This window comes from Sneathiella sp. P13V-1 (genome assembly GCF_015143595.1).
Taxonomy (GTDB): domain Bacteria; phylum Pseudomonadota; class Alphaproteobacteria; order Sneathiellales; family Sneathiellaceae; genus Sneathiella.
The window spans coordinates 859,241-882,722 of record NZ_WYEU01000001.1 but is presented as its reverse complement, the minus strand read 5'-3'; the positions used below and the strand labels follow the sequence as shown (position 1 = coordinate 882,722).

Genomic DNA, 23,482 nt, shown 5'->3' with positions numbered 1-23,482 from the left:
ACAATATGTTTTGAGTGCTTTTTCTGTGAAGGGAATACGCATTTGCTTTACCAGTTCAATGAGATGCAGCGCTACGCGCTAATGCCTCTTCGTATAGGCGCTCAGTTCCAATCCCAGCTCCTTCGTAGCCCCTTTAATCCTTTTGCTGAAACCGCACAGGCCCGCACATTGGCGGCGGCATGTGAACTGTTTTCTGACACAACACAGTATCATGGAAAGCCCGATTTCGGACTTCACGAAACGGTTATTGACGGTAAAGCGGTTCCGGTGGCAGAGCAAATCCTGCTGCGCAAACCCTTTGGACAGCTGAAACATTTCAAACGTGAGATTAACCGGAAGGATCCAAAAGTCCTGATGGTGGCGCCAATGTCCGGTCACTTTGCGACGTTGCTGCGCGGTACGGTTGAAACCATGTTGCCTGATCACGACATTTACATCACGGACTGGCGCGATGCGTCGGCGGTACCTTTGTATGAAGGCGGCTTTGATCTGGACGATTATATAGATTATGTCCGAGAATTTATTTCTATTTTGGGCCCGGAAACCCATGTTATGGCCGTGTGCCAGCCAGGTGTCCCCGTTCTGGCGGCGATCGCCCTTATGGCGGAAGATGAAGATCCAAACGCCCCGGCCACTGTCACATTGATGGGCAGCCCCATCGATACACGTCGCCATCCAACTGTTCCTTGTGATTTGGCCATGGACCATTCATTGGAATGGTTTGAACGCACCGTGATCCATAACGTTCCTTTGGGGTATCCGGGCGCGTTTCGTCGCGTCTACCCAGGCTTCCTGCAGCTTGGCGGGTTTGTAAGCATGAACCTGGAACGTCACATGGATGCTCATTTGAAACAGTTTGAGCATCTTGTTGAAGGTGATGGGGATAACGCAGACAAACACCGTCAATTCTACGCCGAATATAATGCGGTGATGGATTTGAGCGCGGAATTTTATCTGCAAACCATCGAAACAGTGTTCCAGAAGCAATCCCTTGCCAAGGGTGAGATGATGTATCGCGGGGATCGCCTTGTTGATACGACAAAAATCACCAAAACAGCCTTGATGACTGTTGAGGGGGAGCTGGATGATATCTCAGGTCCGGGCCAGACGGTTGCGGCCCATGATCTCTGTACAAATCTTCCAAAAGAGAAGCGGGAACATTATGAACAGAAAGGCGTTGGTCATTATGGCGTCTTCAATGGGTCAAAATTCTCCAAATTTATTGCACCACGGATTGGCAAATTCATGCGAAAGCATGGTAAGTAGGACATCAGTTAAAGTTCTACGTTAAGGATCCAACGTGACCGATCAGCCCTTTTGGGAAACAACACCGCTTGACCAGATGACACTGGAGCAGTGGGAAAGCCTGTGCGATGGCTGTGCCAAATGCTGCCTGTTGAAGCTGGAAGATGAAGATACGGGTGAAGTTGCCTATACCAACATCGCCTGTCGTCAGCTTGATCTGGGTAATTGTCGCTGCATGAATTATGAACGGCGGGCGATTTTGGTTCCTGACTGCATCACCATTACCCCAAAACTGATTGAGCAATTGGAGTGGATGCCGAAAACCTGTGCCTATCGCCGGTTATATGAGGGGAAGACCCTTGCCTGGTGGCATCCTCTGGTATCGGGATCCAGCGAAACGGTACATGAAGCTGGGATTTCAGCCCGTGGCCGCGTGGTGTCCGAACGCAAAGCGAAAGATCCTGAGGATTATATTGTTGAGTGGCCTGAGGAGGATATTCCATAGGATCTTATCAGGATATTCAGCTGCTGATCGGAAAAGATCCGTGTTTTATTCTTGAGGGGGAGAAAATTCCCCTAGAGATTAAACGATCCCCGCGCGCCAAAAAAATGCGCCTTAAAATTCGATACCCCCGTAACGTCCAAATCGTTATTCCTGCGCGCGTGGGTGTGGAAGCTGCCTACAGGTTTGCAGAAGCTGAACGGGTCTGGATAGCAAGACAAATTACCAAATTACCTAAACGGCAGAGCTTCAATGTCGGGGAGCTTATCCCCTATCTGGGCACGTCGCATGAAATTGCACAAGGGCCTCGCCTTCGTGGGGGTGTTCTGGTTGAAAATGGACAAATCATTGTCAATGCAGACCAGCCTCATATTCCCCGCCGTATAAAAGAATGGTTGAGAAAGCAGGCTAAAGAGCGTCTTCATGAACAGTGTCAGTACTGGGCTGGTCATATGGGGGTTCGCTATCGGAAAATTACTGTTCGGGACCAGAAAACCAGATGGGGAAGCTGTTCATCCACCGGGTCATTAAACTTCTCCTGGCGACTGGTGATGATGCCAGAGGAAGTATTTGAATATATTGTGATTCATGAGCTTTCCCACTTAGTCCATTTGGATCATGGCCCCGCCTTCTGGCGTCTGGTGGAAGCCTATTGCCCTGCCTTTGAGCAACATAGAAAATGGCTCAAAATTAATGGTACATATTTGCATAAATATGATACAACTAATTAGCGTATAATAAAAATTTCCAAAAAAGGGCACTTCCTCCGAGTTATGAAGCTTAAGCCTGACACTTTTAGCTACACGGTGTTTCTGTCGATGTCGGTGGCCCTGGGGGCCTTGTCAACGGATATGTACCTGCCCAGCCTGCCGGCAATGCAAGAAGCCTTTTCCGCCAGCGTTGATGAGGTGCAGTGGACGTTAAGCGCCTTCATGATCGGGATCGCGGCCTTCCAGCTTGTCGTGGGACCAATCTCAGACCGGTTTGGTCGTAAGAAGACATTATTTGTGGGTCTGGCGGTTTTTATTCTCGCTTCCTATGGTTGTATGTACGCCAACAATGTGGTCGAAATGACTTTCTACCGGATCATCCAGAGTTTCGGCGTTTGCACAGGAGTTGTAGTCCCTCGGGCGATGGTGCGGGATTTGTTTGAGCTGAAGGATTCAGCGAAACAGCTTTCCCGCATCGGGACAATTATGGCTGTGGCGCCTGCCATTGCACCTGTATTTGGAGGATATATCGCCACTTACTACGGGTGGCAGGGGATATTCTTCTTCCTGGGAACCTATGGGGCGTTGGTTGCCATTATATTATTGGTTTCAATTGATGAATCTTTGGATGATCACCATAAATCGTCCTTGCGGCTGCGAAATATCATCTCCAATTATGCCGATCTTCTGAAGTCGCGGGAATATTTGGGATATGTTCTGACGGCTTCCTTCTGCTTTGCCGGGTTTTTTACCTATATTTCGTCTTCATCTTTTGTTCTGATCACGGTTTATGAACTGCCAGTGGACAGATTTGGATATTATTTTGGATCTGTTGTGATCGGCTTTATGACCGGGACCCTCATTGGTCCAAAAGTAACCCAGCTATCAACTTTGCGGTTTTCACTGCAGGTCGGGGTGTTTGTGTCCCTGTTTGGGGGCTCATTATTGCTGGTGCTTTTTCTGAACGGCTATGGAAGTCCAGTAATGCTGGTTGTTCCGATGATCTTCTACAATATTGGTGTTGGTATGGTCATGCCTCAATGTCAGGCAGGTGCCATGCACCCTTTCCCTGAAAAAGCAGGCGCGGCCTCGGCGCTTAGCGGTTTTATTATTTTGGGTGTTGCAGGATTAATGGGGGCGTTAGCGGGTAACTTGTTTAACGGAACCGAGATCCCCATGGTGATTATTGTCTTTGTTATGGCGATTGTAACCTTTGTTTTCTTCCATATGACTATTTTCCGGAATCCGGGTTCAATCCGATAATAAATTCAACTGGTTATTATTAAAATCGGAAGATCGTCTTGCAAAAATATATCGGTTGGTTCATGTTTACGTTTACGTAAACTGTAAGCGTCGAGAAGAGTATGCCTAACCGTTCCCCAATGACTGAGCTTCCCACCCATGATGTTGAAAATCAGCCACCTGCCATGGGTGATATTAACTATTTCAATATCGATGCTGCCTTGAAAGAAGGCGTCAACCGAGAAGAAGCTGACTGGGCTTTTTCAGAAATACGGGAATTTGGGGCTATTATGGGATCGGTTCATGCCAGAGAACAGGCACGGCTTGCCGATAAGTTCAGCCCGGAACTTAAACCTTTTGATCCGCAAGGGCGACGTTTGAACGAAGTGGAATTCCACCCGGCCTATCACAATCTGATGTCCATGGCGATGAAGGGGCGGATCCATAATCTGGCATGGGTCCATGAAGGGCGGCCTGGTGCTCATGCAGCGCAAATGGCAAAAGCCTTTATCTTTAACCAGACAGAAGGTGGTGTTTCCTGCCCGATGGCGATGACATATGCGGTTTACCCTGCGTTGAAGGTTCAGGAGGATGTTGCAGGTCCGCTTCAGGATCTTTTGATGTCCGATGAATATGACGAAAGATCTATTCCGGTCTCCGAAAAAACCGCCATGACAATGGGCATGTTCATGACGGAAAAGCAGGGCGGCAGTGACGTTCGTGCCAACAGCACCAAAGCAACCCCGCTTGGTGAAAAAACAGGACCGGGCGCGGAATATCTTCTCAATGGCCACAAGTTTTTCTGCTCAGCCCCTATGTCCGATGCGTTTCTGACGCTGGCCTATACAGATCAAGGACTTACCTGCTTTTTCCTGCCGCGCTGGAAGCCGGACGGAACACGTAACAACCTGTTCATCCAGCGTTTGAAGGACAAAGTAGGGAACAGGTCCAACGCCTCCAGCGAAATGGAGTTTATTGACACCTACGCCGTCATGGTGGGCGCAGAAGGGCGCGGTGTTCCCACTATTATCGAGATGGTGCAGCATACACGTCTGTTCTGCATTATGGGATCTGCAGCCCTGATGCGAAGCGCCCTGACACAGGTTTTCTACCATACATCACATCGCCGGGCGTTTCAGCGTCGCCTTATTGAACAGCCGTTGATGCGAAACCTTCTGGCGGACATGGCACTTGAAAGTGAAGCGGCAACTCAATTGATGATGCGGGTAGCAGGGGCTTTTGACCGCGCGCCGTCTGATCCTTTGGAAGATGGATACAAACGTATTGCTACGGCTATTGGAAAATACTGGGTTTGCAAGCGCACTCCGAATTTCACGTATGAAGCGATGGAATGCTTTGGCGGTTCCGGCTATATCGAAGAAAATATGTTGGGTCGGATCTACCGTGAAAGCCCGGTCAACAGCATCTGGGAAGGCTCCGGGAATGTGATGTGCCTTGATGTTTTGCGGGCAATGTCGCGGGAGCCGGAAAGCACAAAGGCCCTTATTGTTGAGCTTAGCCGAGCCACAGGAGAACATCCGGATTACGATACTGCCTTTGCCGAAATTGTAGATGTCCTTGAAAGCGGAAATATTCCGCAAAGCCGCGCCCGTTGGCTCACAGAGCAGCTCGCGAAACTTCTGCAGGCAAATATCCTGCTACGTCATGCTCCGAAAGAAGTATCTCATACCTTTACCGCCTCTCGCCTGGGGCGCGATGGCGGTCATGTTTACGGGGCCTTGCCGGAAGATGCCCCTATGGACTTCATCCTCGAACGTGCCATGGGCGGCATGATGGACTAAGAGATTATGGGCGGGCATCATCCTCACGGGGATATGCCCTCTCTACCTTAGAGGCAGGCGTATTACCCCCAGTAGGGCGGCCATCGGCACTGTCGCTGAAGGTGTTTAAGATCCGCTGCCAGATGCTTGTCTGATCCTCCAGCGGTTTCTCGGCAACCGCCACAAATTGGGGCGCTGGTTTCTTGCCCTTCGCTTCCTGCATGAAAGACTTCCAGGTTACCGCTGGCAGGTTACTGCCGGTGACCTTCTTGGTGGGGGAGCCATTATCATTGCCAAACCAGACACCAGCCACCAAATCAGGCGTAAATCCGATAAACCACGCGTCGCGATAATCTTGCGTAGTGCCGGTTTTGCCTGCCGCCGCAAATCCTGGATTTGCCGCGCGTCCGGTCCCATTGGTCAGTGTGTGGGACATGATATCCCGCATATTATTGACGGTCCGCCCACTAATCATACGACCTTTGCCTGAACTTTGACGTTTGTAGAGGACCTCCCCACCCTTGGTGCGGATTTCAAGAACACCATAGGGCAAAACTCCGCTGCCTCCATTGGCGATAATGGCATATGCGGACGTCATCTCAATCAGCGTCACTTCGTTGGTGCCAAGGGAAATGGAGGGATGCGTTGGAAAAGATCCCGTAAGTCCCAGTGTTTTGGCCATGTCGGCCACCCTGCCCCGTCCAATATCCTCGGCAAGGCGAACGGCAACCGTATTTATAGACTGCGCATATGCGCTCCGCAGGGACATGGGTCCCTGATAGCGTCGGGTATAGTTATTGGGCTTCCATCCGCCAATATTAACGGGCTTGTCTTGATAAATGTCATTGGGGTTTCGACCATTTTCAAAGCCTGCTGCGAAAACAACGGTTTTGAAGACGGAGCCCGGTTGACGTTTTGCGGATGTGGCCCGGTTGAAGGAAGACGATGCGTATTTCCGCCCGCCCACCATGGCAAGCACATCCCCTTTTGGTCCCATGGCGACCATGGCTGCCTGCTCCACATCAAATTTTTTGCCTTGTTTGGCAAGGGTGCGTTCAATGGATGTTTCTGCGGCCTTTTGAAGATTTAGGTCCAGTGTGGTACGGATCACCAGATCAAGGTCGCTGCGCCCAATGAAGCTGCGCACTTCGCTGACAACCCAGTCGGAATAATAACGGACATTCCTGAAATTACTGCCTGCATGCCGCAAAGTCGCTGGCTGTTTCACCAATTTGTCGGCTTCAGTTTTTGTCAAATGTCCCACCGCTTGCATCCGGCGCATTACAACGGTGGAGCGTTGCTGCGCGCGGTTCAGGCTAACCGTTGGGGCATAATATGTCGGCGCTTTGACAAGGCCTGCCAGCATGGCGGCTTCGGCCGTTGAGAGTTTAGCGACGGGTTTGGAGAAGTATTTGCGGGTAGCGGCGTCGATCCCATATGTACCGGATCCGAAATAAACTCGATTCAGATAGAGCGCCAGAATTTCTTCTTTGCTGTAATTGGCCTCCAGCCAGAAAGCCAGGAGAACTTCCCGGATCTTGCGGGCGATACTGCGCTCGGGGGTCAGAAACAGGTTCTTGGCGAGCTGTTGTGTGATCGTACTACCGCCTTCAACTACGCGGCCGGCTTCATAGTTTCGCCACGCTGCCCGGACCAGACTAAAGGGGTTGATGCCAAAATGGTCGTAAAAGTGGGCGTCCTCTGTTGCCAGAATGGCATTTTTCATCACTTGCGGGATTTCACCAGGCTTCAACATCTTCCCATATAGGTCGCCATAGGTCGCAAACCGGGTGCCGTTTGAGGCTTCCAAGACCATGGAAGGACGTTTTTGAATGTCATTGATGCCGGAAATATCGGGAAGGGTGTAAGCGAAATAGCCCATCACGGCCCCGACAAACAAAATGCCCCAAAGGATTACGGTGCCACCCCAGTTGAGCAGCATTGTTCCCCATCCACCAGATGCGGCTTCTTGACTCTCGGGTGCCTGTTTGGCTTTTGATTTTGGCGCGGGCTTTTTCGCAGGTTTCTTGCCGCCATTGGTTGGGGGCTTCCGCTGATCATATCGCGGTGTGCTATGCCCTTTTCCGGACGATCCTGTGGGTTTTTTGTTTGTCATCAAGCCCGCAATAACAGTTTATTTCTTACACTCATATGCAAGATAAACCTGACGGAGAAGTGGTGCAAATTTAAGGCAACAAAAAGAGCCTTTTTAGGCAGGCTCAGCATTCCTGTCAGCGGATATCAGCCACATATAGGACTTTGCCGCTTTTTGTTCCCTTACATAGCTCATCGGTGCGTTTGACCTGATGTACCACTTTTTTGCCATTGCGGATTTTGGTTTTCAAGGAAACATGGGCGCAGGCGAAAAGCTCTTTGGAGTTTTTCCCCTTCTTCTTGTCCATAAATTTTACAGGGGCGCCCACAACCTGAATGGATTTATCCAGTGTTGTGTCCGTAACCGTGGTGCGCAGTTTACGGGCGTGGATGTCTTCCACAATTTTGCGCATCATATATTCGGCATCATCTTGCTGTTCCTTTGATGCTTTACCCGCCGCAAAAGCAGTACCAGACATCAGAAAAGAAGCCACCATGGATGCAAGAATTACCGATTTTTTCATGTCGCGCCTACTCGTTGTTATCCTGCCCCCCTATAAGGGGGCGTATTAGAATTACTATCTTTAACTATTTAAGCAACCGTTAATCAAAACAGACACTTTTTAAGCATCCAGAGTTCGTACTTTCAGAGCATTTTGCTGGATAAAGTCACGGCGTGGCTCCACCACGTCACCCATCAAGGTGGAGAACACCTCGTCGGCTTCATCACCATGGCTTACTTTCACCTGCAGCAAAGTCCGCGCCTCGGAATCCAGTGTTGTCTCCCAAAGCTGATCCGGGTTCATTTCACCGAGACCCTTATAACGCTGCATGGAAAGGCCTTTACGTCCGATAGTCAGTACGGCTTCCAGAAGTTCAATTGGGGAATTGATGGTCTGCGTTGTTTCTTTAAAGGCGAAGGTTGCCGCTTTGCCATAAACTTCTGCAAGCTCTTCCTTCATGTCGTTCAACTGCGCCGCTTGGGTGGAGTTAATCAGGTTGCTGTCCACATGAAGGCTTTCAGTAACGCCTCGTACCTCGCGAGCGAATCTGATACTGAAGTCCGGCATAATCTCACCGTTCCATCCCCGTTCAGTTTCAGACGACATGGCATCCAGACGGGCTGCGACAAAGTTGGCGGCTTCCGGACCTTTTTGAGGGTCGGCAAGAACATCATCACTGAGTGCACCGGCGATCGCAACCTGTTCAACCACGCCCATTGTACTTGGGCGAGCCACGGAGGTGATAAGATCACGGCAGACGCGGGCATGATTGATCAATTGCAGAAGGTCGTGACCGCTCCGTTGTTCCCCATTGGCAAGAGTTAGGATCACGTCCTCAATACCCTGCTCAATCAGGTAGTCCTCCATGGCGGCTTCGTCTTTCAAATAAACGGAGGATTTACCACGGGTTACTTTGTATAAAGGTGGCTGCGCAATATAAAGATAACCTTTTTCGACAAGTTCAGGCATCTGGCGATAGAAGAAGGTGAGCAGAAGGGTCCGAATGTGCGATCCGTCCACGTCCGCGTCCGTCATGATGATGATTTTCTGATACCGCGCTTTTTCGATATTGAACTCTTCTGCACCAATACCGGTACCAAGCGCAGTAATAATCGTGCCGATTTCCTGAGAAGACAGCATCCGGTCGAAACGAGCCCGTTCCACGTTCAGGATTTTACCGCGAAGCGGAAGAACCGCCTGATTATGGCGATCACGGCCCTGTTTTGCAGAACCGCCCGCACTATCACCCTCCACCAGGAAGAGTTCAGAAATAGCCGGGTCCTTACTTTGACAGTCAGCCAGTTTGCCTGGCAGGCTTGAGATATCGAGCGCGCCTTTACGGCGGGTAAGTTCACGGGCTTTACGGGCCGCTTCACGCGCTGCGGCGGCCTCAAAGATCTTGGTGATGATATTGTTGGCATCTTTCGGATGCTCTTCAAACCATTGATCCAGCGCATCATTGACACAGCTTTCAACAATTGGACGAACCTCACTGGAGACCAGTTTGTCTTTGGTCTGGGAGGAGAATTTTGGATCCGGTACCTTCACGGAAACAACGCAGGTCAGACCTTCACGGGCGTCATCACCCGTGATGGAGGCCTTTTCCTTCTTTGCAATGCCGCTGCTGGTGGCATATTTGTTGATGGTACGGGTCAAGGCCGCGCGGAAACCTGCAAGGTGAGTCCCGCCATCACGCTGAGGGATGTTGTTGGTAAAACACAGTACATTTTCATGATAACTGTCGTTCCATTCCAAAGACACTTCCACACCAATGCCGTCTTTTTCAGAATCGAAATTGATGGTTTCGCTGATCAGTGGAGTCTTGGATTTATCCAGATACTGAACAAATGCCGCAATACCACCTTCATAGTGAAGGTCTGTTGTAATAGGTTCGCTGCCACGGAAGTCGTTAAGCTGAATATGAACACCGGAGTTCAGGAAGGCCAGCTCCCTCAAGCGATGCTCCAGCGTTGCAAAATCAAACTCAACAGCCGAGAAAGTTTCTTTTGAAGGCAGGAAGGTAACTTCTGTACCGGTTAAAGGTTCCCCCTTATCTTCGCGAATAGGGGCATCACCTGTAACTGCGAGGCGATCAATAGCGTCACCGTGGGAGAAGCTGATCTGATGCTCTTTACCGTTACGCCAGATTTTCATATCCAGCTTCACGGACAAGGCGTTCACAACGGAGACACCCACACCATGCAGACCACCGGAAACCTTATAGGAATTCTGGTCGAACTTACCACCGGCGTGCAACTGGGTCATAATCACCTCAGCGGCAGAGACGCCTTCCTCTTCGTGGATATCAACGGGAATACCACGACCATTGTCACGCACGGTGACGGAGCCGTCGCTGTTCAGAGAGACGTAAACCAGATCACAATACCCTGCCAATGCTTCGTCGATGGCGTTATCCACCACCTCATAGACCATGTGGTGCAGACCGGAGCCATCATCAGTATCGCCGATATACATACCGGGGCGCTTTCGCACGGCATCAAGGCCTTTTAGAACCTTGATCGACTCTGCGCCATATTCCTCGGCGGATACCTGTTCTTCACTCATACGTCACTTCCCTTAATATCCAACGTGTCAAACCCGCGTCAGGGTCCCGTTTTCAACCGTAAAAAATTGTGCCCGATCTGCAAATTCCGCAAACAGCGCTTCGTCGGTTCCGGTCATCCAGGCCTGCATGTTCAGGCGTGAGATTTCATCGAAAAGTGCACAGCGTCTGAAGCGGTCCAAATGGGCCGTAATTTCGTCCAGTAATAATACCGGTGCTTTGCCATGTAATCCAGCCTGAAGGCGTGCATTTGACAGGATAATTGAAATTAATAGCGCTTTTTGTTCACCGGTGGAGCAAAGAGCTGCCGCCTGGTCCTTCTCCCGATGGAAAACACCGAGATCAGAACGGTGCGGGCCATGGGTTGTGCTTCCCGCTGCGGCGTCAATTTTCCTATTATTTTCAAGTGCTTGCTTGTAGCTGTCTTCCGCCATCAAGGCCGGCATATCCTTTATGCGCTCTTCAAGGGCACCTGTGAGTTGAAGAAGCGCTTTTGGAAAGGCGATGACGATATTTTTATCACCATTTTTCCCCTCTTCCATGGCCTGATTGAGTCGATCAATGGTTTGTCCTCTGGCCGCAATAATTGAGATGGCTAGTTCCGCCATTTGGTGCTCCAGAGAATTCAGCCAATGAGGGTCCATACGCCCTTCTTTCAGCAACCGATTTCGCTGTCTCATGATTTTTTCGAAAGACGCGGTTCGTTTGGCATGCTCCGGATCAAATCCATAGGTCAGGCGGTCAAGAAAACGGCGGCGCCCCCCTGCGGTGTCGGTAAAGAGACGGTCCATTTGTGGAGTGAGCCAGCTTACCTGAAAAATCTCCCCCAGATCGGAGGTGCGTTTTCCATCCACACCATCAATACGAACGGTACGCTTTTCAGACCCAGGACCGCCGCCCGCAGGCCTTAACAGGCCGCTTCCCACCTTATGTTCAAATCCCTGATTGATGATGTTGGCGGAAATCACCCATTGCCCATCCCCATCTTGCCGCGCAGGATCATGCAGGCGCGCGCGGCGTAAGCCCCGTCCGGGGCTTAGAAAGGAGATGGCTTCCAGCAGGTTTGTTTTCCCGCTGCCATTGGGGCCGGTCAGAACAACAGGCCGTGTATCCGTATCCAGTTTCAGATACGTGTAATTACGAAAGTCGTTCAGCACCAGTCGCGTTAAAGCGAGAGGGGGCAACGAAAGCTCCTGTGCAGTTTTGATATACTAAAAACCTGCAAATCACACGCGCATTGGCATCAGAACGTAAAGGGCACCGTCATCGGTTCCGTCACGTACGATAGTTGGGGACTGAGCATCCGCTAGAATAAAGCGGGCATTATCACCCTCAATCTGACCTGTGATATCCAGCAGATATTTGGAGTTAAAACCGATTTCCATGGAATCTGACTGGTAGCTGGCAGCCAGTTCTTCGGTTGCACTGCCGCTATCTGCACCTGTCGCAGACAGGGTTACCGTATCACCAGACAGTGCCAGTTTAATGGCACGGGATTTCTCTGTGGAAATTGTGGAGACACGATCTACAGCCTGCGCAAATGTGCGGCCATCCAGCTCCAGCACCTTGTCATTTCCGCTTGGGATAACGCGTTCGTAATCCGGGAAGGTGCCGTCGATCAGCTTGGAGGTGAGCACAGAGCCACCAAATGAGAAGCAGATACGGTTGTCAGACATGGAGATGGCAACATCGCCTTCATTGTCATCAATAAGTTTGCGAAGCTCACCCACGGCTTTACGCGGGATGATGATGCCTGGAATATTTTCCGCATTTGCAGGAAGCGGTGTTTCAACACGGGCCAGACGGTGTCCGTCCGTTGCCACAGCGCGAAGCACGGGAATACCTTCGTTATCTGCGGCGTGCAGATAAATACCGTTCAGGTAATAACGGGTTTCCTCAGTTGAGATGGCGAAACGGCTCTTGTCGATCAGGCGTTTCAGCTCAGATGTGGAAACACTGAAGCGGAACGGCAGTTCCCCTGTTTCCATAATCGGGAAATCATCCCGTGGCAGGCAGGAGAGGGCAAACTGTGAGCGTCCTGCGCGGACCAGAATGCGGCCTTCTTCGCCTTGATATGCAATTTCAATCTGGGATCCGTCCGGAAGTTTCCGAACGATGTCATAGAGCAGATGGGCCGGCGCGGTAATGGCGCCCGGTGTCTGAATATCGGCTTCGGCCTGTTCGTTAATCGCAAGATCCAGATCCGTTGCCGTCAGGCCCAAAGATCCATTTTCCGCATTCAGCAGGATATTCGACAGGATCGGAATGGTATTCCGACGTTCGACGACACTCTGTACATGGTTCAATGCGGTAAGCAGCGTGCTGCGTTCGATTGTTAGTTTCATTGGTTCTATCGGCTTCCAGACTTAACTTGATGGTGGGAACATGACTTGTGCGACGGAACGTTCCCCCAAAATTTTTGCCTCCCTTTCCAACTCTGCCGGTGTCCAATAAGATTTTGATTCAAAAATATGAATCAGAGAATCTCAAAACGGTTTCGCCAGATAGGAAACAAAAATACTATATCAGATACCCTGATCAGGCCCAAACAAATATTGCGCCATTTAACCTGTTGAAAACAGGCGTATATTGCCGATTCGCAATAGAAAATCGGATAAAATCAGACAATTGGCAGAATTTTTGTGGGAAATCAGCTTTCCAGCATTCGTTTCAGAAGTTCGATGTCCTCTGAAAGCGAAATGTCATCAGCCCGCAATTTATCGATCTGGCGGACAGCATGCATGACCGTTGTATGGTCCCTGCCCCCAAATTTTCGCCCAATTTCAGGTAAAGATCGGGTGGTTAACTGTTTTGCCAGATACATGGCCACTTGGCGTGGGCGCGCAACTGCACGGGCCCGGCGGGCGGAATGCATATCGGACATGCGGATGTTGAAATGCTCAGCTACGCGCTTCTGGATCTCTTCAATGGTCGTCCGGCGATCATTGGCCCGAAGAAGGTCGCGAAGGACTTCCTGAGTGCTTTCCAGCGTCACCGCGCGTCCTACCAGATCGGAATAAGCGAGAACACGGTTCAGCGCGCCTTCCAGCTCCCGCACGTTGGAGGTGATGCGATGGGCGAGAAACTCCAGAATACGGTGGTCAATATCCACTTCAGCCTGTTCGACCTTGGACTGCAAAATACCAAGGCGTAGTTCGTAGTCTGTCGGGTGTATATCAGCGACAAGTCCCCAGCCAAGGCGAGAGCGCATCCGCTCTTCCATGCCTTCAAGATCTGTAGGGGAGCGGTCACCAGATATAATAATCTGATGATTCTGGTCCACCAACGCATTGAAAGTATGGAAAAATTCTTCCTGAGTGCTGTCTTTGCCAGAGATAAACTGGACATCGTCAATCATCAGCACATCAACGGAGCGAAACTGGTCCTTGAAGTTCATGGTGTCTTTAAATCGCAGCGCCCGGATGAACCGGTACATAAACTTCTCGGCTGAAAGATACAGGACCTTTTTTTCCGGGCAGTTGGCTGCAATTGCATGGCCAATGGCATGCATCAAGTGTGTTTTACCAAGACCCACCCCGCCATACAGATAAAGCGGGTTAAAAGGAATGTTATCTTTTGCTTCTGCCACACGGCGGGCCGCGGCATGGGCCAGTTCATTTGATTTACCAACAACGAAATTTTCAAAGGTAAAACGCGGATCCAGCTGTGAGATAAAGCTGGATTGATCATTTTCCCCGTCTTGCGGCAGGGATTTAATATTACCCGCAGCTGGTGTCGGGGCGGAGTTGGCGGAGATTTTTGGTGCCGTGCCTTGGGCCACCGACGCATCGCGTACCTGAATGTCAATGGACTGAATTTCTTCAGATTCCAATGCCCAGATCTGGCGAATGCGGTTTGCATAATTGTTGATAACCCAGTCCCGCAAAAATTTGGTGGGGAGGGTCATGACAACATGGCCGTTCTGAACACGGTCCAGTTCGATATTTTTTAGCCAGGAATTGTAAGTGGCTTCCCCATATTCATGGCGAAGGCGCTGGTGAATATTCTGCCAGGCCTCTTGATACAAATCGGCTATATGCTGAAGTTCCTGCTGCGCCATCTTAGTTTTGTGCCCAATCCAGCCCGTGTTTTTTCCATCCCCCCAGTTGGCCACGATGACCATTGGCATCTTTATCCCCTTCGAAGCCTTCAAGGATATTGAAAGCGGCGGAATAGCCTGCCTGGGTTGCCGCAATGGCAGCAGAGATGGAGCGGGCGCCGGAACGGCACAGCATCAGAATTGGTGCGTCTTTCTTTGGCTGGATTTTCTCCAGCTCTTCTGTGAAATGCGGGTTCTGGTGCATGTCAGGGAACACAGACCAGGAGATAAGATGTGTTTTTTTATCCAGAGATGTCAGGTTTGGCACACCCACAAAAGTCCATTCAGCGGTGGTGCGAACATCAATTAAAACGGCGTCAGGATTCTCTTCCAGAATTTGCCAAGCCTTGTTCGGTGTAATATCACCTGCATATCCGGCGCTGCCGGCTCCAGAACTCATGTCGGTCATTCTACTTCGGCCTTCCCCTGTAACGCTCAGATTTCCGCCCTACAGCCGCCAAGGTCAAAGCATCCCCTACCCCGACTGAAAATATTTCAGAAGGGGGGCAGTGCAGGTTTTCAGAAACCCGAAAAGTTGAAAATGATAGCGGATGCGCAATCGACGGATGAGGTCGGTTTCTTTCCGAGAGATCGGTATTTATCCCGCCTCCGGATCGCCGCTAGCTATCAAAAGTATATCTGTACTCCCAATGCGGAGAGATTAAATCTCAAGTTATCCACAGATGCAAGACACCGATAGAGGAATCCATAAAATAAAGTTGGCAATCGGTGAAAGAAAATCTTGACCTACTACATATTGTAGATCTGTCTAATAATCGCGCTGAAAATTAAAATATGTGGAAAATTGTTAAGATTTAAAACGCACTCAAAATACACGTTTTGGGCGAAAAAAAAGCCGCGTCTGTCTACCAGGTGCGGCTTGATTCTCTAGGGTTTGTCTGTGCTTATGCAGACAGGGCTTTCACCCGTGCATTCAGACGAGACATTTTGCGGGATGCTGTGTTTTTCTTCAGCACGCCTTTAACAACGCCCTGTGCCAGTTCAGACTGAGCCAAGCGAAGAGCTTCGTTTGCCTGTGTCTGGTCACCTGCAGTGATCGCTGTCTCTACTTTCTTGACGAAAGTGCGGATGCGGCTGCGACGAGCACGGTTGCGCTCAGTGCGAGTTTCTGTCTGTCTGATGCGCTTAATAGCAGATTTATGATGCGCCATGACAATCCTGTACATTAGCTTCGAATTTCGGAAGCCGGGTTATAGCCAGCCATTTTTCCCCCGTCAACAGGAGAATTGCCCTTAAAGGTGAGAAAATGGCGATTCTTTGGAGAATTCCTTCCAGTGTGGCAGGAATCCTCCATAAATCATCGTAAACTTAGCGGTTTTTGAACTCGGGTTTACGTTTTTCAGCGAAGGCAGCCATGCCTTCTTTCTGGTCTTCTGTCGCGAAAGTTGAGTGGAAAACACGACGTTCGAACATGATTCCCTCACGCAACGTCATCTCGTAAGACTTGTTCACGCTCTCTTTTGCCATCATGACAACAGGCATGGATTTCGCGGCGATGGAGTTTGCCGCCTTCAAAGCTTCAGCTTCCAGATCAGCAAGAGGTACGATACGGCTTACAAGACCGGCACGTTCAGCTTCTTCCGCATCCATCATGCGGCCAGTGAGGCACATTTCCATAGCTTTGGATTTACCAACGAAGCGTGTGAGGCGCTGTGTGCCGCCGGCACCTGGAATAGTGCCCAGATTAATTTCTGGCTGACCAAATTTCGCGTTATCAGCTGCAATGATGAAGTCACACATCATGGCGAGCTCACAGCCGCCGCCCAATGCATAACCTGCAACAGCCGCAATAACCGGCTTGCGGCAGCGTGTTACTTCTTCCCATGTGGCTGTGATGAAGTCTGATTTATAGACATCCATATAGTCACGGGACTGCATTTCTTTAATGTCAGCGCCAGCCGCGAAAGATTTTTCAGAGCCTGTAATAACAATACAGCCGATCGCATCGTCAGCTTCATATTGTTTCAGAACTTCACCCATTTCTTCGGTCAGTTCCTGACAGAGCGCGTTCAGTGCCTGTGGACGGTTCAGACGAATGATACCAACCGGACCTTGAGTTTCAGCAAGAATGTGATTGTAGGACATAATTTCCTCCTGTTGCCTTTATGCAGGGGTCAGTTTGGGGAAACCCTTGCGAATTTGGGCTGTATTATGAAGTTGGTGGACAGATTGTCCAGTGATTTATCAAACGTGTGTTAGGTAAAATCATCGCTGACAGCTGGAACAGTAAAAAGTGGATCTGCCGGACTGAACCAATCGCTTAATTTTTGACGTGCAGCCTTCATTCACGCACTCGTCACCCTCATGACCATAAACCTGAAATTTGTGCTGGAAATAGCCTAGTTCGCCGTCTGTGTGGCTGTAATTTCGAAGGGTGGACCCTCCGCTTTCGATGGCCTCTTCCAGTACCTGACGCACCGCAGAAACAAGCTTTTCCGCACGCGCACCCTTGATGGTGCCTGCTTGCCTTTTGGGGGAAATACCGGATCTGAACAGGGCTTCACAGGCATAGATATTGCCGACACCAGCGACAACTTTCTGATCCAGCAGGGCCGTTTTGATCGGCCCTTTTCGCCCTTCAAGTCGGGCGGAAAGTTCTGGTCCGTTGAAACTGTTCCCTAAGGGCTCCGGTCCCATATCCTTGAAAGTGGGATGGTGCGGCAATTCATCGCGGGTGGTCAGTAGGATAAATCCAAAGCGTCTGGGATCGTGATATCTGACCCAAACACCGCCGTCCGTTTCAAACAGGACATGATCATGTTTGTCAGGCGCGCCGGGCGCTTCTTTATAAATGCGGAAACTTCCAGACATGCCCAGGTGACAGATGATAACCGTGTTATCCTCAAGATATATAAGGGCATATTTGGCGCGGCGGGAAATATCCGTGATGGTTTTTCCCACAAGCCGTTCCGCAAAATCTTCGGGAAAAGGAAAACGCAAATCCGGCCGCATGGTCTGCACCTTTGTAAATCGCTGACCTTTAAGGGCCTGCTCCAATCCGCGAGCGACGGTTTCAACTTCGGGTAATTCTGGCATATCGTGACGGGTAACCTAAATAGAGGGTTGCGCTTAAGCGTCATTTTACGCAAAAGAAAGGGTGACGCTACTTACTTCAGGTCAGGATTGATCATGTCAACATCAGACACCACCGAAAACGGCACAAAAACAACCCATTTCGGCTTTACCGATGTTCCGGTTGAGGAAAAAGCATCGATGGTGCGCGGCGTCTTTGACAGCGTAGCGGAAAATTATGACCTGATGAATGATTTGATGAGCGCCGGTGTGCACCGCCTTTGGAAGACGGCGATGATTGACTGGCTGATGCCGCGCCCGGGTCAACATCTTCTGGATGTGGCGGGTGGTACAGGTGACATCGCGTTCAAGTTTCTGGATCGCCTGAAAGGGGACGGTAAGGTTACCGTTCTTGATATCAACCACGCCATGTTAAGTGTGGGGCAGGACCGGGCGCTGGATCAGGGCCGCCTTTCTGGGCTTGAGTGGGTGAACGGGGACGCTATGGCGCTGCCGCTGCCGGATAAATCTGTGGATGCCTACACCATTGCCTTTGGTATTCGAAACGTTACTGACATTCCTATGGCGCTCCGTGAAGCGCGGCGGGTTCTGAAACCCGGTGGCCGTTTCATGTGTCTTGAGTTCAGTACCGTGACACTGCCGGTCTTGAAAGAGTTCTACGATTTCTACTCCTTCAAGATGCTACCCGAGATTGGCAAAGCCGTTGCCGGGGACCGGGAGAGTTACCAGTATCTGGTGGAAAGTATCCGTAAATTCCCGGATGCGGACGGGTTTAAGAAAATGATTGAAGAGGCGGGCTTTGGGCAGGTGAAATACAGGTCCCTGTCCGGTGGGATTGCCGCCATTCATTCCGCCTGGCGCATATAGGTGAAGGGGTTTCCAGTTGAAGAACTCTTTTTCCAATATCCTGCGCCTTTTATATGTCATCCGTGTGTTGGCGAAATATGACGCGCTGTTTCTGGTGGATGAACTGGATCAGGCACCCGTTGCGTTAAAACTTGCCCGCAAAATGATTCCGCTTTTTGCCTTTGGTGGAAAACCTGACAAATCCTTGCGCCGCGGGGAACGTCTTGCCCTTGCGTTGCAGGCACTGGGTCCAAGTTTTATTAAATTGGGGCAGGCTTTATCTGTTCGGGCGGATTTGCTGGGTGAAGAAATCACCGAGGATTTGGGCAATCTCCGGGATCGCCTGCCTGCCTTTTCCTATGAAGAGGCGCGCAAAACGGTCGAACAGGAACTGGGCCAATCTTTGCGGGAGGTTTTTGTCTCCTTTGAGAGAGAGCCGGTTGCTGCCGCGTCCATCGCACAGGTCCATTTTGCTGAAATTGAAGAGACGGCCATTGTCGTGGATGACAAAGGCGAAGAGCGTGAAGAGCCTTTCCGCCGCAAAGTGGCTGTTAAAATTTTGCGCCCTGGTATTGAAAAAGCGTTTGAGCGGGATATTCAGCTTTTTTACTGGATTGCTGATCTGGTGGAACGTTTCCAGCCCGACTTGCGCCGTCTGCGCCCCCGCAAGATTGTGGAAATTCTGGAGCAGTCCGTGTCTTTGGAAATGGATTTGCGCCTTGAGGCCGCGGCAGCCTCTGAAATGGCGGAAAATTTCGAAGGGGATGAGTTCTTCTCCGTTCCGGCGATCGACTGGCAACGCACGGGCCAGCGGGTGATGACGCAAGGCCGGGTGGAAGGGATTAGTCTTTCCAACCGCGAAGCTTTGATTGAAGCGGACATTGATCTGGTGGATCTGTCGGCGACGGTTATTCGCGTCTTTTTGGATCAGGTGCTGCGGGACGGCTTTTTCCACGCGGACATGCATCACGGCAATCTGTTTGTGACACCCGAAGGCAAGTTGGTGGCCGTTGATTTCGGTATTATGGGCCGCATGGATGTGGAAACACGTCTCTTTATGGCTGAAATGCTCTATGCCTTTTTGACGGGTGATTATAAACGCGCTGCAGAAGTTCATTTTGAAGCGGGATATGTGCCGAAAAACAAATCACTGGATGCCTTCACACAAGCCTGCCGCTCCATTGGCGAGCCGATTTTGGGTAAACCCGTGAACGAGATTTCCATCGGCCGTCTGCTTGTTCAGCTGTTCCAGATCACTGAAACCTTTGAAATGGAAACACAGCCGCAACTTCTTCTGTTGCAGAAAACAATGGTGACCGCCGAAGGGGTGGCCCATAGCATGAACCCGAATGTGAATTTCTGGGAAGTGTCTTATCCAACGGTTGAAAGCTGGATGCGGGAAAATATGGGACCAGAGGCAAAGGTCGCACAGATTGTGAATGATGGGCTGAATTTTGCCAAAAAATTACCGGCGCTGGTGAGCCAGGCGGATCGTCTGTTGCAGCGCCTTGAAGAAGAAGCCGCGTCCCAATCTGAAAATCCCCGCAGAAGACAAAGCGAAGGCGGATCAGCGCTGGCACCGCTTTACTTTATTGCGGGCATCGCGGTGGGGATTTCGGCAACTCTTCTCTATCTGGTTTCCTAAAGCCAAAAATTTTGTAAATTTATAACTTGCACACAAAATTATGGGTTACTATTTTATTCACATATTTGGTGAGTAAAATAACAGGTGATCTGTGACAAACCAGAATTCTGTGTTGCTGATAATTGGCGGAGGGATTGCCGCCTATAAATCATTGGAACTGATCCGCCTACTTGCCAAGGGCGGCGTGAAGTGCCGTGCGATCCTGACCAAAGCAGGGGCAGAATTTGTCACCCCTTTGTCTGTGTCTGCGCTGACAAATGATAAAGTCTATGGGGAGTTATTCTCTCTCACCGATGAAGCGGAAATGGGCCATATTGAGTTGTCCCGAAGCGCGGATCTGGTGGTGGTGGCCCCTGCAACAGCCGATCTGATGGCAAAGATGGCAAATGGTCACGCCAATGATCTGGCCTCAACCGCGCTTCTTGCAACTGATAAGCCTGTTATGATCGCCCCTGCCATGAATGTGCGCATGTGGGAACATCCCGCGACCCAGCGGAATTTGAAAACACTGGAAGAAGATGGTGTTGCGGTGATCGGCCCCGATGAAGGGGATATGGCCTGCGGCGAGTTTGGCCCGGGAAGATTGGCGGAACCTGATGTTATCGCGGAGGCGATTTTCGCGTTCTTTGGACAAGAGGCAGACGCCCCGTTAAAGGGGCGCAAGATACTGGTGACGGCAGGCCCTACCCATGAGCCGATTGATCCGGTTCGGTATATCGCCAACCGATCTTCCGGTAAGCAAGGTTATGCCATCGCGTCAGAGCTCGCGGCGTTGGGCGCAGATGTTACTTTGGTGTCTGGCCCAACACGTCTAAGTGCCCCTGCTGGGGTCAACCGTATCGAGGTTGAAAGTGCCACCGATATGTTGGCGGCCTGTGAACAGGCGCTGCCTGTGGACGGTGCTGTTTTTGCAGCGGCTGTTGCGGATTGGCGCGTTGCCAATAGTGCGGATCAGAAGATCAAGAAAAAAGGCGGCGACCTGCCGGAGCTTTCTTTGACAGAAAATCCGGACATTCTGGCAACCATCAGCCAATTGGAAAGCTCCCGCCCGGATCTGGTGGTGGGTTTTGCTGCTGAAACCGAGACGGTCATTGAAAATGCGCAGAAGAAGCTGGCCAAGAAAGGCTGCGACTGGATTGTCGCCAATGATGTGAGCCCTGACACCGGCACCTTTGGTGGTGACCACAATCAGGTGCATCTGGTGACAGCAGATCAGGTCGAAAATTGGCCGAAACAGACAAAAGATCAGGTGGCTGCCCATCTGGCCCACCGAATTGCAGAGTTTTTTGGAGACTAACCCAATGTCAGCCGTTCCTGTACAGATTACCCGTTTGCCACATGCTGAAGGCCTTCCGCTTCCCCGTTACGAAACAGTGGGCAGTGCCGGTATGGATTTGCAAGCGGCGGTGAGTGAGCCGATGACTATTCCAAAAGGGGGGCGTGCCTTGGTTCCAACGGGTCTTAAGATGGCGCTTCCCGTAGGATATGAAGCGCAGATCCGTCCCCGTTCCGGTCTGGCGCTTAAAAAAGGGATTACCCTTCCAAATACACCGGGAACCATTGATTCCGATTATCGCGGGGAACTTGGGATCATCTTGATGAATTTAGGGGACGAGGATTTCGTCATTGAACGGGGCGATCGCATTGCCCAAATGGTCATCGCCCCCGTCACCATTGCCACATGGGTGGAGGTGGATGAACTGTCCACAACCGATCGCGGTGAAGGCGGTTTCGGATCCACTGGTGTGTCAGCGGAGTAAGGAAAAGCATATGTTACATCTTCCAAAGAAAATGCTGTATGCGCTGGAAGCGGTGGTGGACATCGCCTTTCATGCGAGGCCGGATCCGGTGCAATCCAAGGAAATTACACAGCGCCAGGGTATTCCACAGCGTTATCTGGAACAGGTCATGCAGCAACTTGTCCATGCCGGGATCCTAAAGGGGGTGCGGGGGCCGCGCGGCGGATATCGTCTGGCACGGGAGCGCCGCCGGATTACGGCTGGCGATATTGTTCGCGTGATCAGTGATGCCGATAACCTTGAAAGCGGCGAACAAATTTTTACGTCTGAAATTGGTCAGAATGTTGTGGCTCCGTTATGGGCGGAGGCTCAGAACGCGCTTTTGAAACAACTGGATCAGGTGACGTTGGAACAGCTTTGCCGCAATATTGAAAAGACTTGCGGTGAAAGCGGGCCAAAGAATATCAGCGATTTTAACATTTAAGCGAACAGGAACAGAGATATGAACAAGAACCCACCTCGCGGGAAAATCTACGACAGCATTATCGATACCATCGGCGCCACCCCGCTCGTTCGCGCAGATCGTTTTGCCAAATCTCGTGGTGCAAAAGCGGAAATTCTGCTGAAGCTGGAATTTTTCAACCCACTGGCTTCTGTGAAAGATCGTATTTCCATCGCTATGATTGAAGCTCTGGAAGAAGCGGGTAAAATCGGCCCGAATACAAAAATTGTGGAACCTACTTCCGGTAATACAGGTATTGGCCTTGCTTTCGTGTGTGCCGCCAAAGGATATGACCTGACTTTGGTGATGCCGGAAAGCATGTCCATTGAACGCCGAAAAATGTTCAAACTTCTGGGCGCCAATCTGGAGCTTACGGAAGCGCCAAAAGGCATGAACGGTTCTGTTCAGCGCGCGCAGGAACTTGTAGAAGAATATGGTGATGCCATCATCCCGCAGCAGTTTGAAAACCCAGCAAACCCAGCCGTTCACAAAGTCACAACTGCCGAAGAAATTCTGGCAGACACAGAGGGTAATGTGGATGCGGTTGTTATGGGTGTGGGCACCGGCGGAACGCTGACCGGTGTTGGCACAGTGCTAAAAGCTCACAACAAAGACATCAAAATCATTGCGGTTGAACCTGAAGACAGCCCGATCATTTCTGGTGGTAAGCCTGGTCCGCACAAAATTCAGGGTATTGGCGCGAACTTTATTCCGGAAAATCTGGATCGTTCCCTGATTGATGAAGTCATCACCATCGGTAATGAAACAGCGTTCGAAACGTCCCGTGCAATCGCGCGTGAAGAAGGCATTCCGGTTGGTATTTCCTCTGGTGCGGCACTGGCGGCGGCGCTGGAACTTGCGGAACGGGATGATATGGCCGGAAAACGGATCGTTGTGATCATTCCGTCTTTCGCAGAACGCTACCTGTCCACAGCCCTGTTTGACGGGATCTAAAAT

21 protein-coding genes are annotated in these 23,482 nt (G+C 50.8%); 11 read left to right on the top strand and 10 right to left on the bottom strand.

The annotated features are described in order from the left end of the window. Window positions 1-42 precede the first annotated feature (42 nt). The 5 genes from GUA87_RS04265 (at window position 43) to GUA87_RS04245 (ending at window position 5,501) form a co-directional block, all read left to right on the top strand. Window positions 43-1,266, top strand: a complete 1,224-nt coding sequence (locus GUA87_RS04265; protein ID WP_321575868.1) for a polyhydroxyalkanoate depolymerase — start codon at window positions 43-45, stop codon at window positions 1,264-1,266. A gap of 34 nt (window positions 1,267-1,300) precedes the next feature. After that, window positions 1,301-1,750, top strand: a complete 450-nt coding sequence (locus GUA87_RS04260; RefSeq protein WP_193715264.1) for a YcgN family cysteine cluster protein — start codon at window positions 1,301-1,303, stop codon at window positions 1,748-1,750. Between the two features lie 104 nt (window positions 1,751-1,854). Further along, on the top strand, window positions 1,855-2,478 hold the full coding sequence (locus GUA87_RS04255; RefSeq protein WP_193715263.1) for a M48 family metallopeptidase: 624 nt from the start codon (window positions 1,855-1,857) through the stop codon (window positions 2,476-2,478). A 42-nt stretch (window positions 2,479-2,520) separates the two neighbouring features. Further along, complete coding sequence (locus GUA87_RS04250) at window positions 2,521-3,720, top strand: multidrug effflux MFS transporter (protein ID WP_193715262.1); 1,200 nt, start codon at window positions 2,521-2,523, stop codon at window positions 3,718-3,720. A 101-nt stretch (window positions 3,721-3,821) separates the two neighbouring features. Next, the gene (locus tag GUA87_RS04245; RefSeq protein ID WP_193715261.1) at window positions 3,822-5,501 is read left to right on the top strand and encodes an acyl-CoA dehydrogenase family protein; all 1,680 of its coding nucleotides are present in this window, start codon (window positions 3,822-3,824) and stop codon (window positions 5,499-5,501) included. Between the two features lie 4 nt (window positions 5,502-5,505). On the opposite strand, the gene GUA87_RS04240 is transcribed toward GUA87_RS04245, so the two are convergent. The 10 genes from GUA87_RS04240 to mutM form a co-directional block, all read right to left on the bottom strand. Then, entirely contained in the window at window positions 5,506-7,596 is a 2,091-nt protein-coding gene (locus GUA87_RS04240; protein WP_193715260.1) for a transglycosylase domain-containing protein, read from the bottom strand. 115 nt (window positions 7,597-7,711) lie between these two features. Next, a complete protein-coding gene (locus GUA87_RS04235) occupies window positions 7,712-8,098 on the bottom strand; it encodes a hypothetical protein (protein ID WP_193715259.1) in 387 nt (128 codons plus the stop codon). A 99-nt stretch (window positions 8,099-8,197) separates the two neighbouring features. Beyond that, window positions 8,198-10,642 (bottom strand): DNA topoisomerase (ATP-hydrolyzing) subunit B, encoded by a 2,445-nt coding sequence (gene gyrB / locus GUA87_RS04230; protein WP_193715258.1) that lies wholly within the window; start codon window positions 10,640-10,642, stop codon window positions 8,198-8,200. 27 nt (window positions 10,643-10,669) lie between these two features. Beyond that, a complete protein-coding gene (recF, locus tag GUA87_RS04225) occupies window positions 10,670-11,824 on the bottom strand; it encodes a DNA replication/repair protein RecF (protein WP_193715257.1) in 1,155 nt (384 codons plus the stop codon). A gap of 42 nt (window positions 11,825-11,866) precedes the next feature. After that, entirely contained in the window at window positions 11,867-12,985 is a 1,119-nt protein-coding gene (gene dnaN, locus GUA87_RS04220) for a DNA polymerase III subunit beta (RefSeq protein ID WP_193715256.1), read from the bottom strand. Between the two features lie 305 nt (window positions 12,986-13,290). Further along, complete coding sequence (gene dnaA, locus GUA87_RS04215; protein ID WP_193715814.1) at window positions 13,291-14,700, bottom strand: chromosomal replication initiator protein DnaA; 1,410 nt, start codon at window positions 14,698-14,700, stop codon at window positions 13,291-13,293. A gap of 1 nt (window position 14,701) precedes the next feature. Further along, window positions 14,702-15,148, bottom strand: coding sequence for a rhodanese-like domain-containing protein (locus tag GUA87_RS04210; protein WP_227711678.1), 447 nt, complete (start codon window positions 15,146-15,148; stop codon window positions 14,702-14,704). 496 nt (window positions 15,149-15,644) lie between these two features. Then, window positions 15,645-15,911 (bottom strand): 30S ribosomal protein S20, encoded by a 267-nt coding sequence (gene rpsT / locus GUA87_RS04205; RefSeq protein WP_193715255.1) that lies wholly within the window; start codon window positions 15,909-15,911, stop codon window positions 15,645-15,647. A gap of 157 nt (window positions 15,912-16,068) precedes the next feature. Next, on the bottom strand, window positions 16,069-16,845 hold the full coding sequence (locus tag GUA87_RS04200) for an enoyl-CoA hydratase (RefSeq protein WP_193715254.1): 777 nt from the start codon (window positions 16,843-16,845) through the stop codon (window positions 16,069-16,071). 120 nt (window positions 16,846-16,965) lie between these two features. Continuing rightward, window positions 16,966-17,796 (bottom strand): bifunctional DNA-formamidopyrimidine glycosylase/DNA-(apurinic or apyrimidinic site) lyase, encoded by an 831-nt coding sequence (mutM, locus tag GUA87_RS04195; RefSeq protein ID WP_193715253.1) that lies wholly within the window; start codon window positions 17,794-17,796, stop codon window positions 16,966-16,968. A gap of 93 nt (window positions 17,797-17,889) precedes the next feature. Between mutM and ubiE the strand changes: the two genes are divergently transcribed. From ubiE to cysK, 6 genes are all read left to right on the top strand, one after another. Further along, window positions 17,890-18,660, top strand: a complete 771-nt coding sequence (gene ubiE / locus GUA87_RS04190) for a bifunctional demethylmenaquinone methyltransferase/2-methoxy-6-polyprenyl-1,4-benzoquinol methylase UbiE (RefSeq protein ID WP_193715252.1) — start codon at window positions 17,890-17,892, stop codon at window positions 18,658-18,660. 16 nt (window positions 18,661-18,676) lie between these two features. Beyond that, window positions 18,677-20,284, top strand: a complete 1,608-nt coding sequence (ubiB, locus tag GUA87_RS04185; protein ID WP_193715251.1) for a 2-polyprenylphenol 6-hydroxylase — start codon at window positions 18,677-18,679, stop codon at window positions 20,282-20,284. A gap of 91 nt (window positions 20,285-20,375) precedes the next feature. Further along, window positions 20,376-21,581, top strand: a complete 1,206-nt coding sequence (gene coaBC / locus GUA87_RS04180; protein ID WP_193715250.1) for a bifunctional phosphopantothenoylcysteine decarboxylase/phosphopantothenate--cysteine ligase CoaBC — start codon at window positions 20,376-20,378, stop codon at window positions 21,579-21,581. A gap of 4 nt (window positions 21,582-21,585) precedes the next feature. Continuing rightward, the gene (dut, locus tag GUA87_RS04175) at window positions 21,586-22,044 is read left to right on the top strand and encodes a dUTP diphosphatase (protein ID WP_193715249.1); all 459 of its coding nucleotides are present in this window, start codon (window positions 21,586-21,588) and stop codon (window positions 22,042-22,044) included. Window positions 22,045-22,054: 10 nt separating this feature from the next. Continuing rightward, entirely contained in the window at window positions 22,055-22,507 is a 453-nt protein-coding gene (locus tag GUA87_RS04170; protein WP_193715248.1) for an RrF2 family transcriptional regulator, read from the top strand. 18 nt (window positions 22,508-22,525) lie between these two features. After that, complete coding sequence (gene cysK, locus GUA87_RS04165) at window positions 22,526-23,479, top strand: cysteine synthase A (RefSeq protein ID WP_193715247.1); 954 nt, start codon at window positions 22,526-22,528, stop codon at window positions 23,477-23,479. Window positions 23,480-23,482: the final 3 nt, after the last annotated feature.

Bases quoted from the DNA above. Each gene is read 5' to 3' on its own strand.
- GUA87_RS04245 (WP_193715261.1), top strand. From the start codon at position 3,822: ATGCCTAACCGTTCCCCAATGACTGAGCTTCCCACCCATGATGTTGAA.
- GUA87_RS04240 (WP_193715260.1), bottom strand. From the start codon at position 7,596: ATGACAAACAAAAAACCCACAGGATCGTCCGGAAAAGGGCATAGCACA.
- rpsT (WP_193715255.1), bottom strand. From the start codon at position 15,911: ATGGCGCATCATAAATCTGCTATTAAGCGCATCAGACAGACAGAAACT.
- dut (WP_193715249.1), top strand. From the start codon at position 21,586: ATGTCAGCCGTTCCTGTACAGATTACCCGTTTGCCACATGCTGAAGGC.
- GUA87_RS04210 (WP_227711678.1), bottom strand. From the start codon at position 15,148: ATGACCGACATGAGTTCTGGAGCCGGCAGCGCCGGATATGCAGGTGAT.
- GUA87_RS04170 (WP_193715248.1), top strand. From the start codon at position 22,055: ATGTTACATCTTCCAAAGAAAATGCTGTATGCGCTGGAAGCGGTGGTG.
- mutM (WP_193715253.1), bottom strand. From the start codon at position 17,796: ATGCCAGAATTACCCGAAGTTGAAACCGTCGCTCGCGGATTGGAGCAG.
- GUA87_RS04200 (WP_193715254.1), bottom strand. From the start codon at position 16,845: ATGTCCTACAATCACATTCTTGCTGAAACTCAAGGTCCGGTTGGTATC.
- dnaN (WP_193715256.1), bottom strand. From the start codon at position 12,985: ATGAAACTAACAATCGAACGCAGCACGCTGCTTACCGCATTGAACCAT.
- GUA87_RS04255 (WP_193715263.1), top strand. From the start codon at position 1,855: ATGCGCCTTAAAATTCGATACCCCCGTAACGTCCAAATCGTTATTCCT.
- ubiE (WP_193715252.1), top strand. From the start codon at position 17,890: ATGTCAACATCAGACACCACCGAAAACGGCACAAAAACAACCCATTTC.
- dnaA (WP_193715814.1), bottom strand. From the start codon at position 14,700: ATGGCGCAGCAGGAACTTCAGCATATAGCCGATTTGTATCAAGAGGCC.
- GUA87_RS04250 (WP_193715262.1), top strand. From the start codon at position 2,521: ATGAAGCTTAAGCCTGACACTTTTAGCTACACGGTGTTTCTGTCGATG.
- GUA87_RS04235 (WP_193715259.1), bottom strand. From the start codon at position 8,098: ATGAAAAAATCGGTAATTCTTGCATCCATGGTGGCTTCTTTTCTGATG.
- gyrB (WP_193715258.1), bottom strand. From the start codon at position 10,642: ATGAGTGAAGAACAGGTATCCGCCGAGGAATATGGCGCAGAGTCGATC.
- cysK (WP_193715247.1), top strand. From the start codon at position 22,526: ATGAACAAGAACCCACCTCGCGGGAAAATCTACGACAGCATTATCGAT.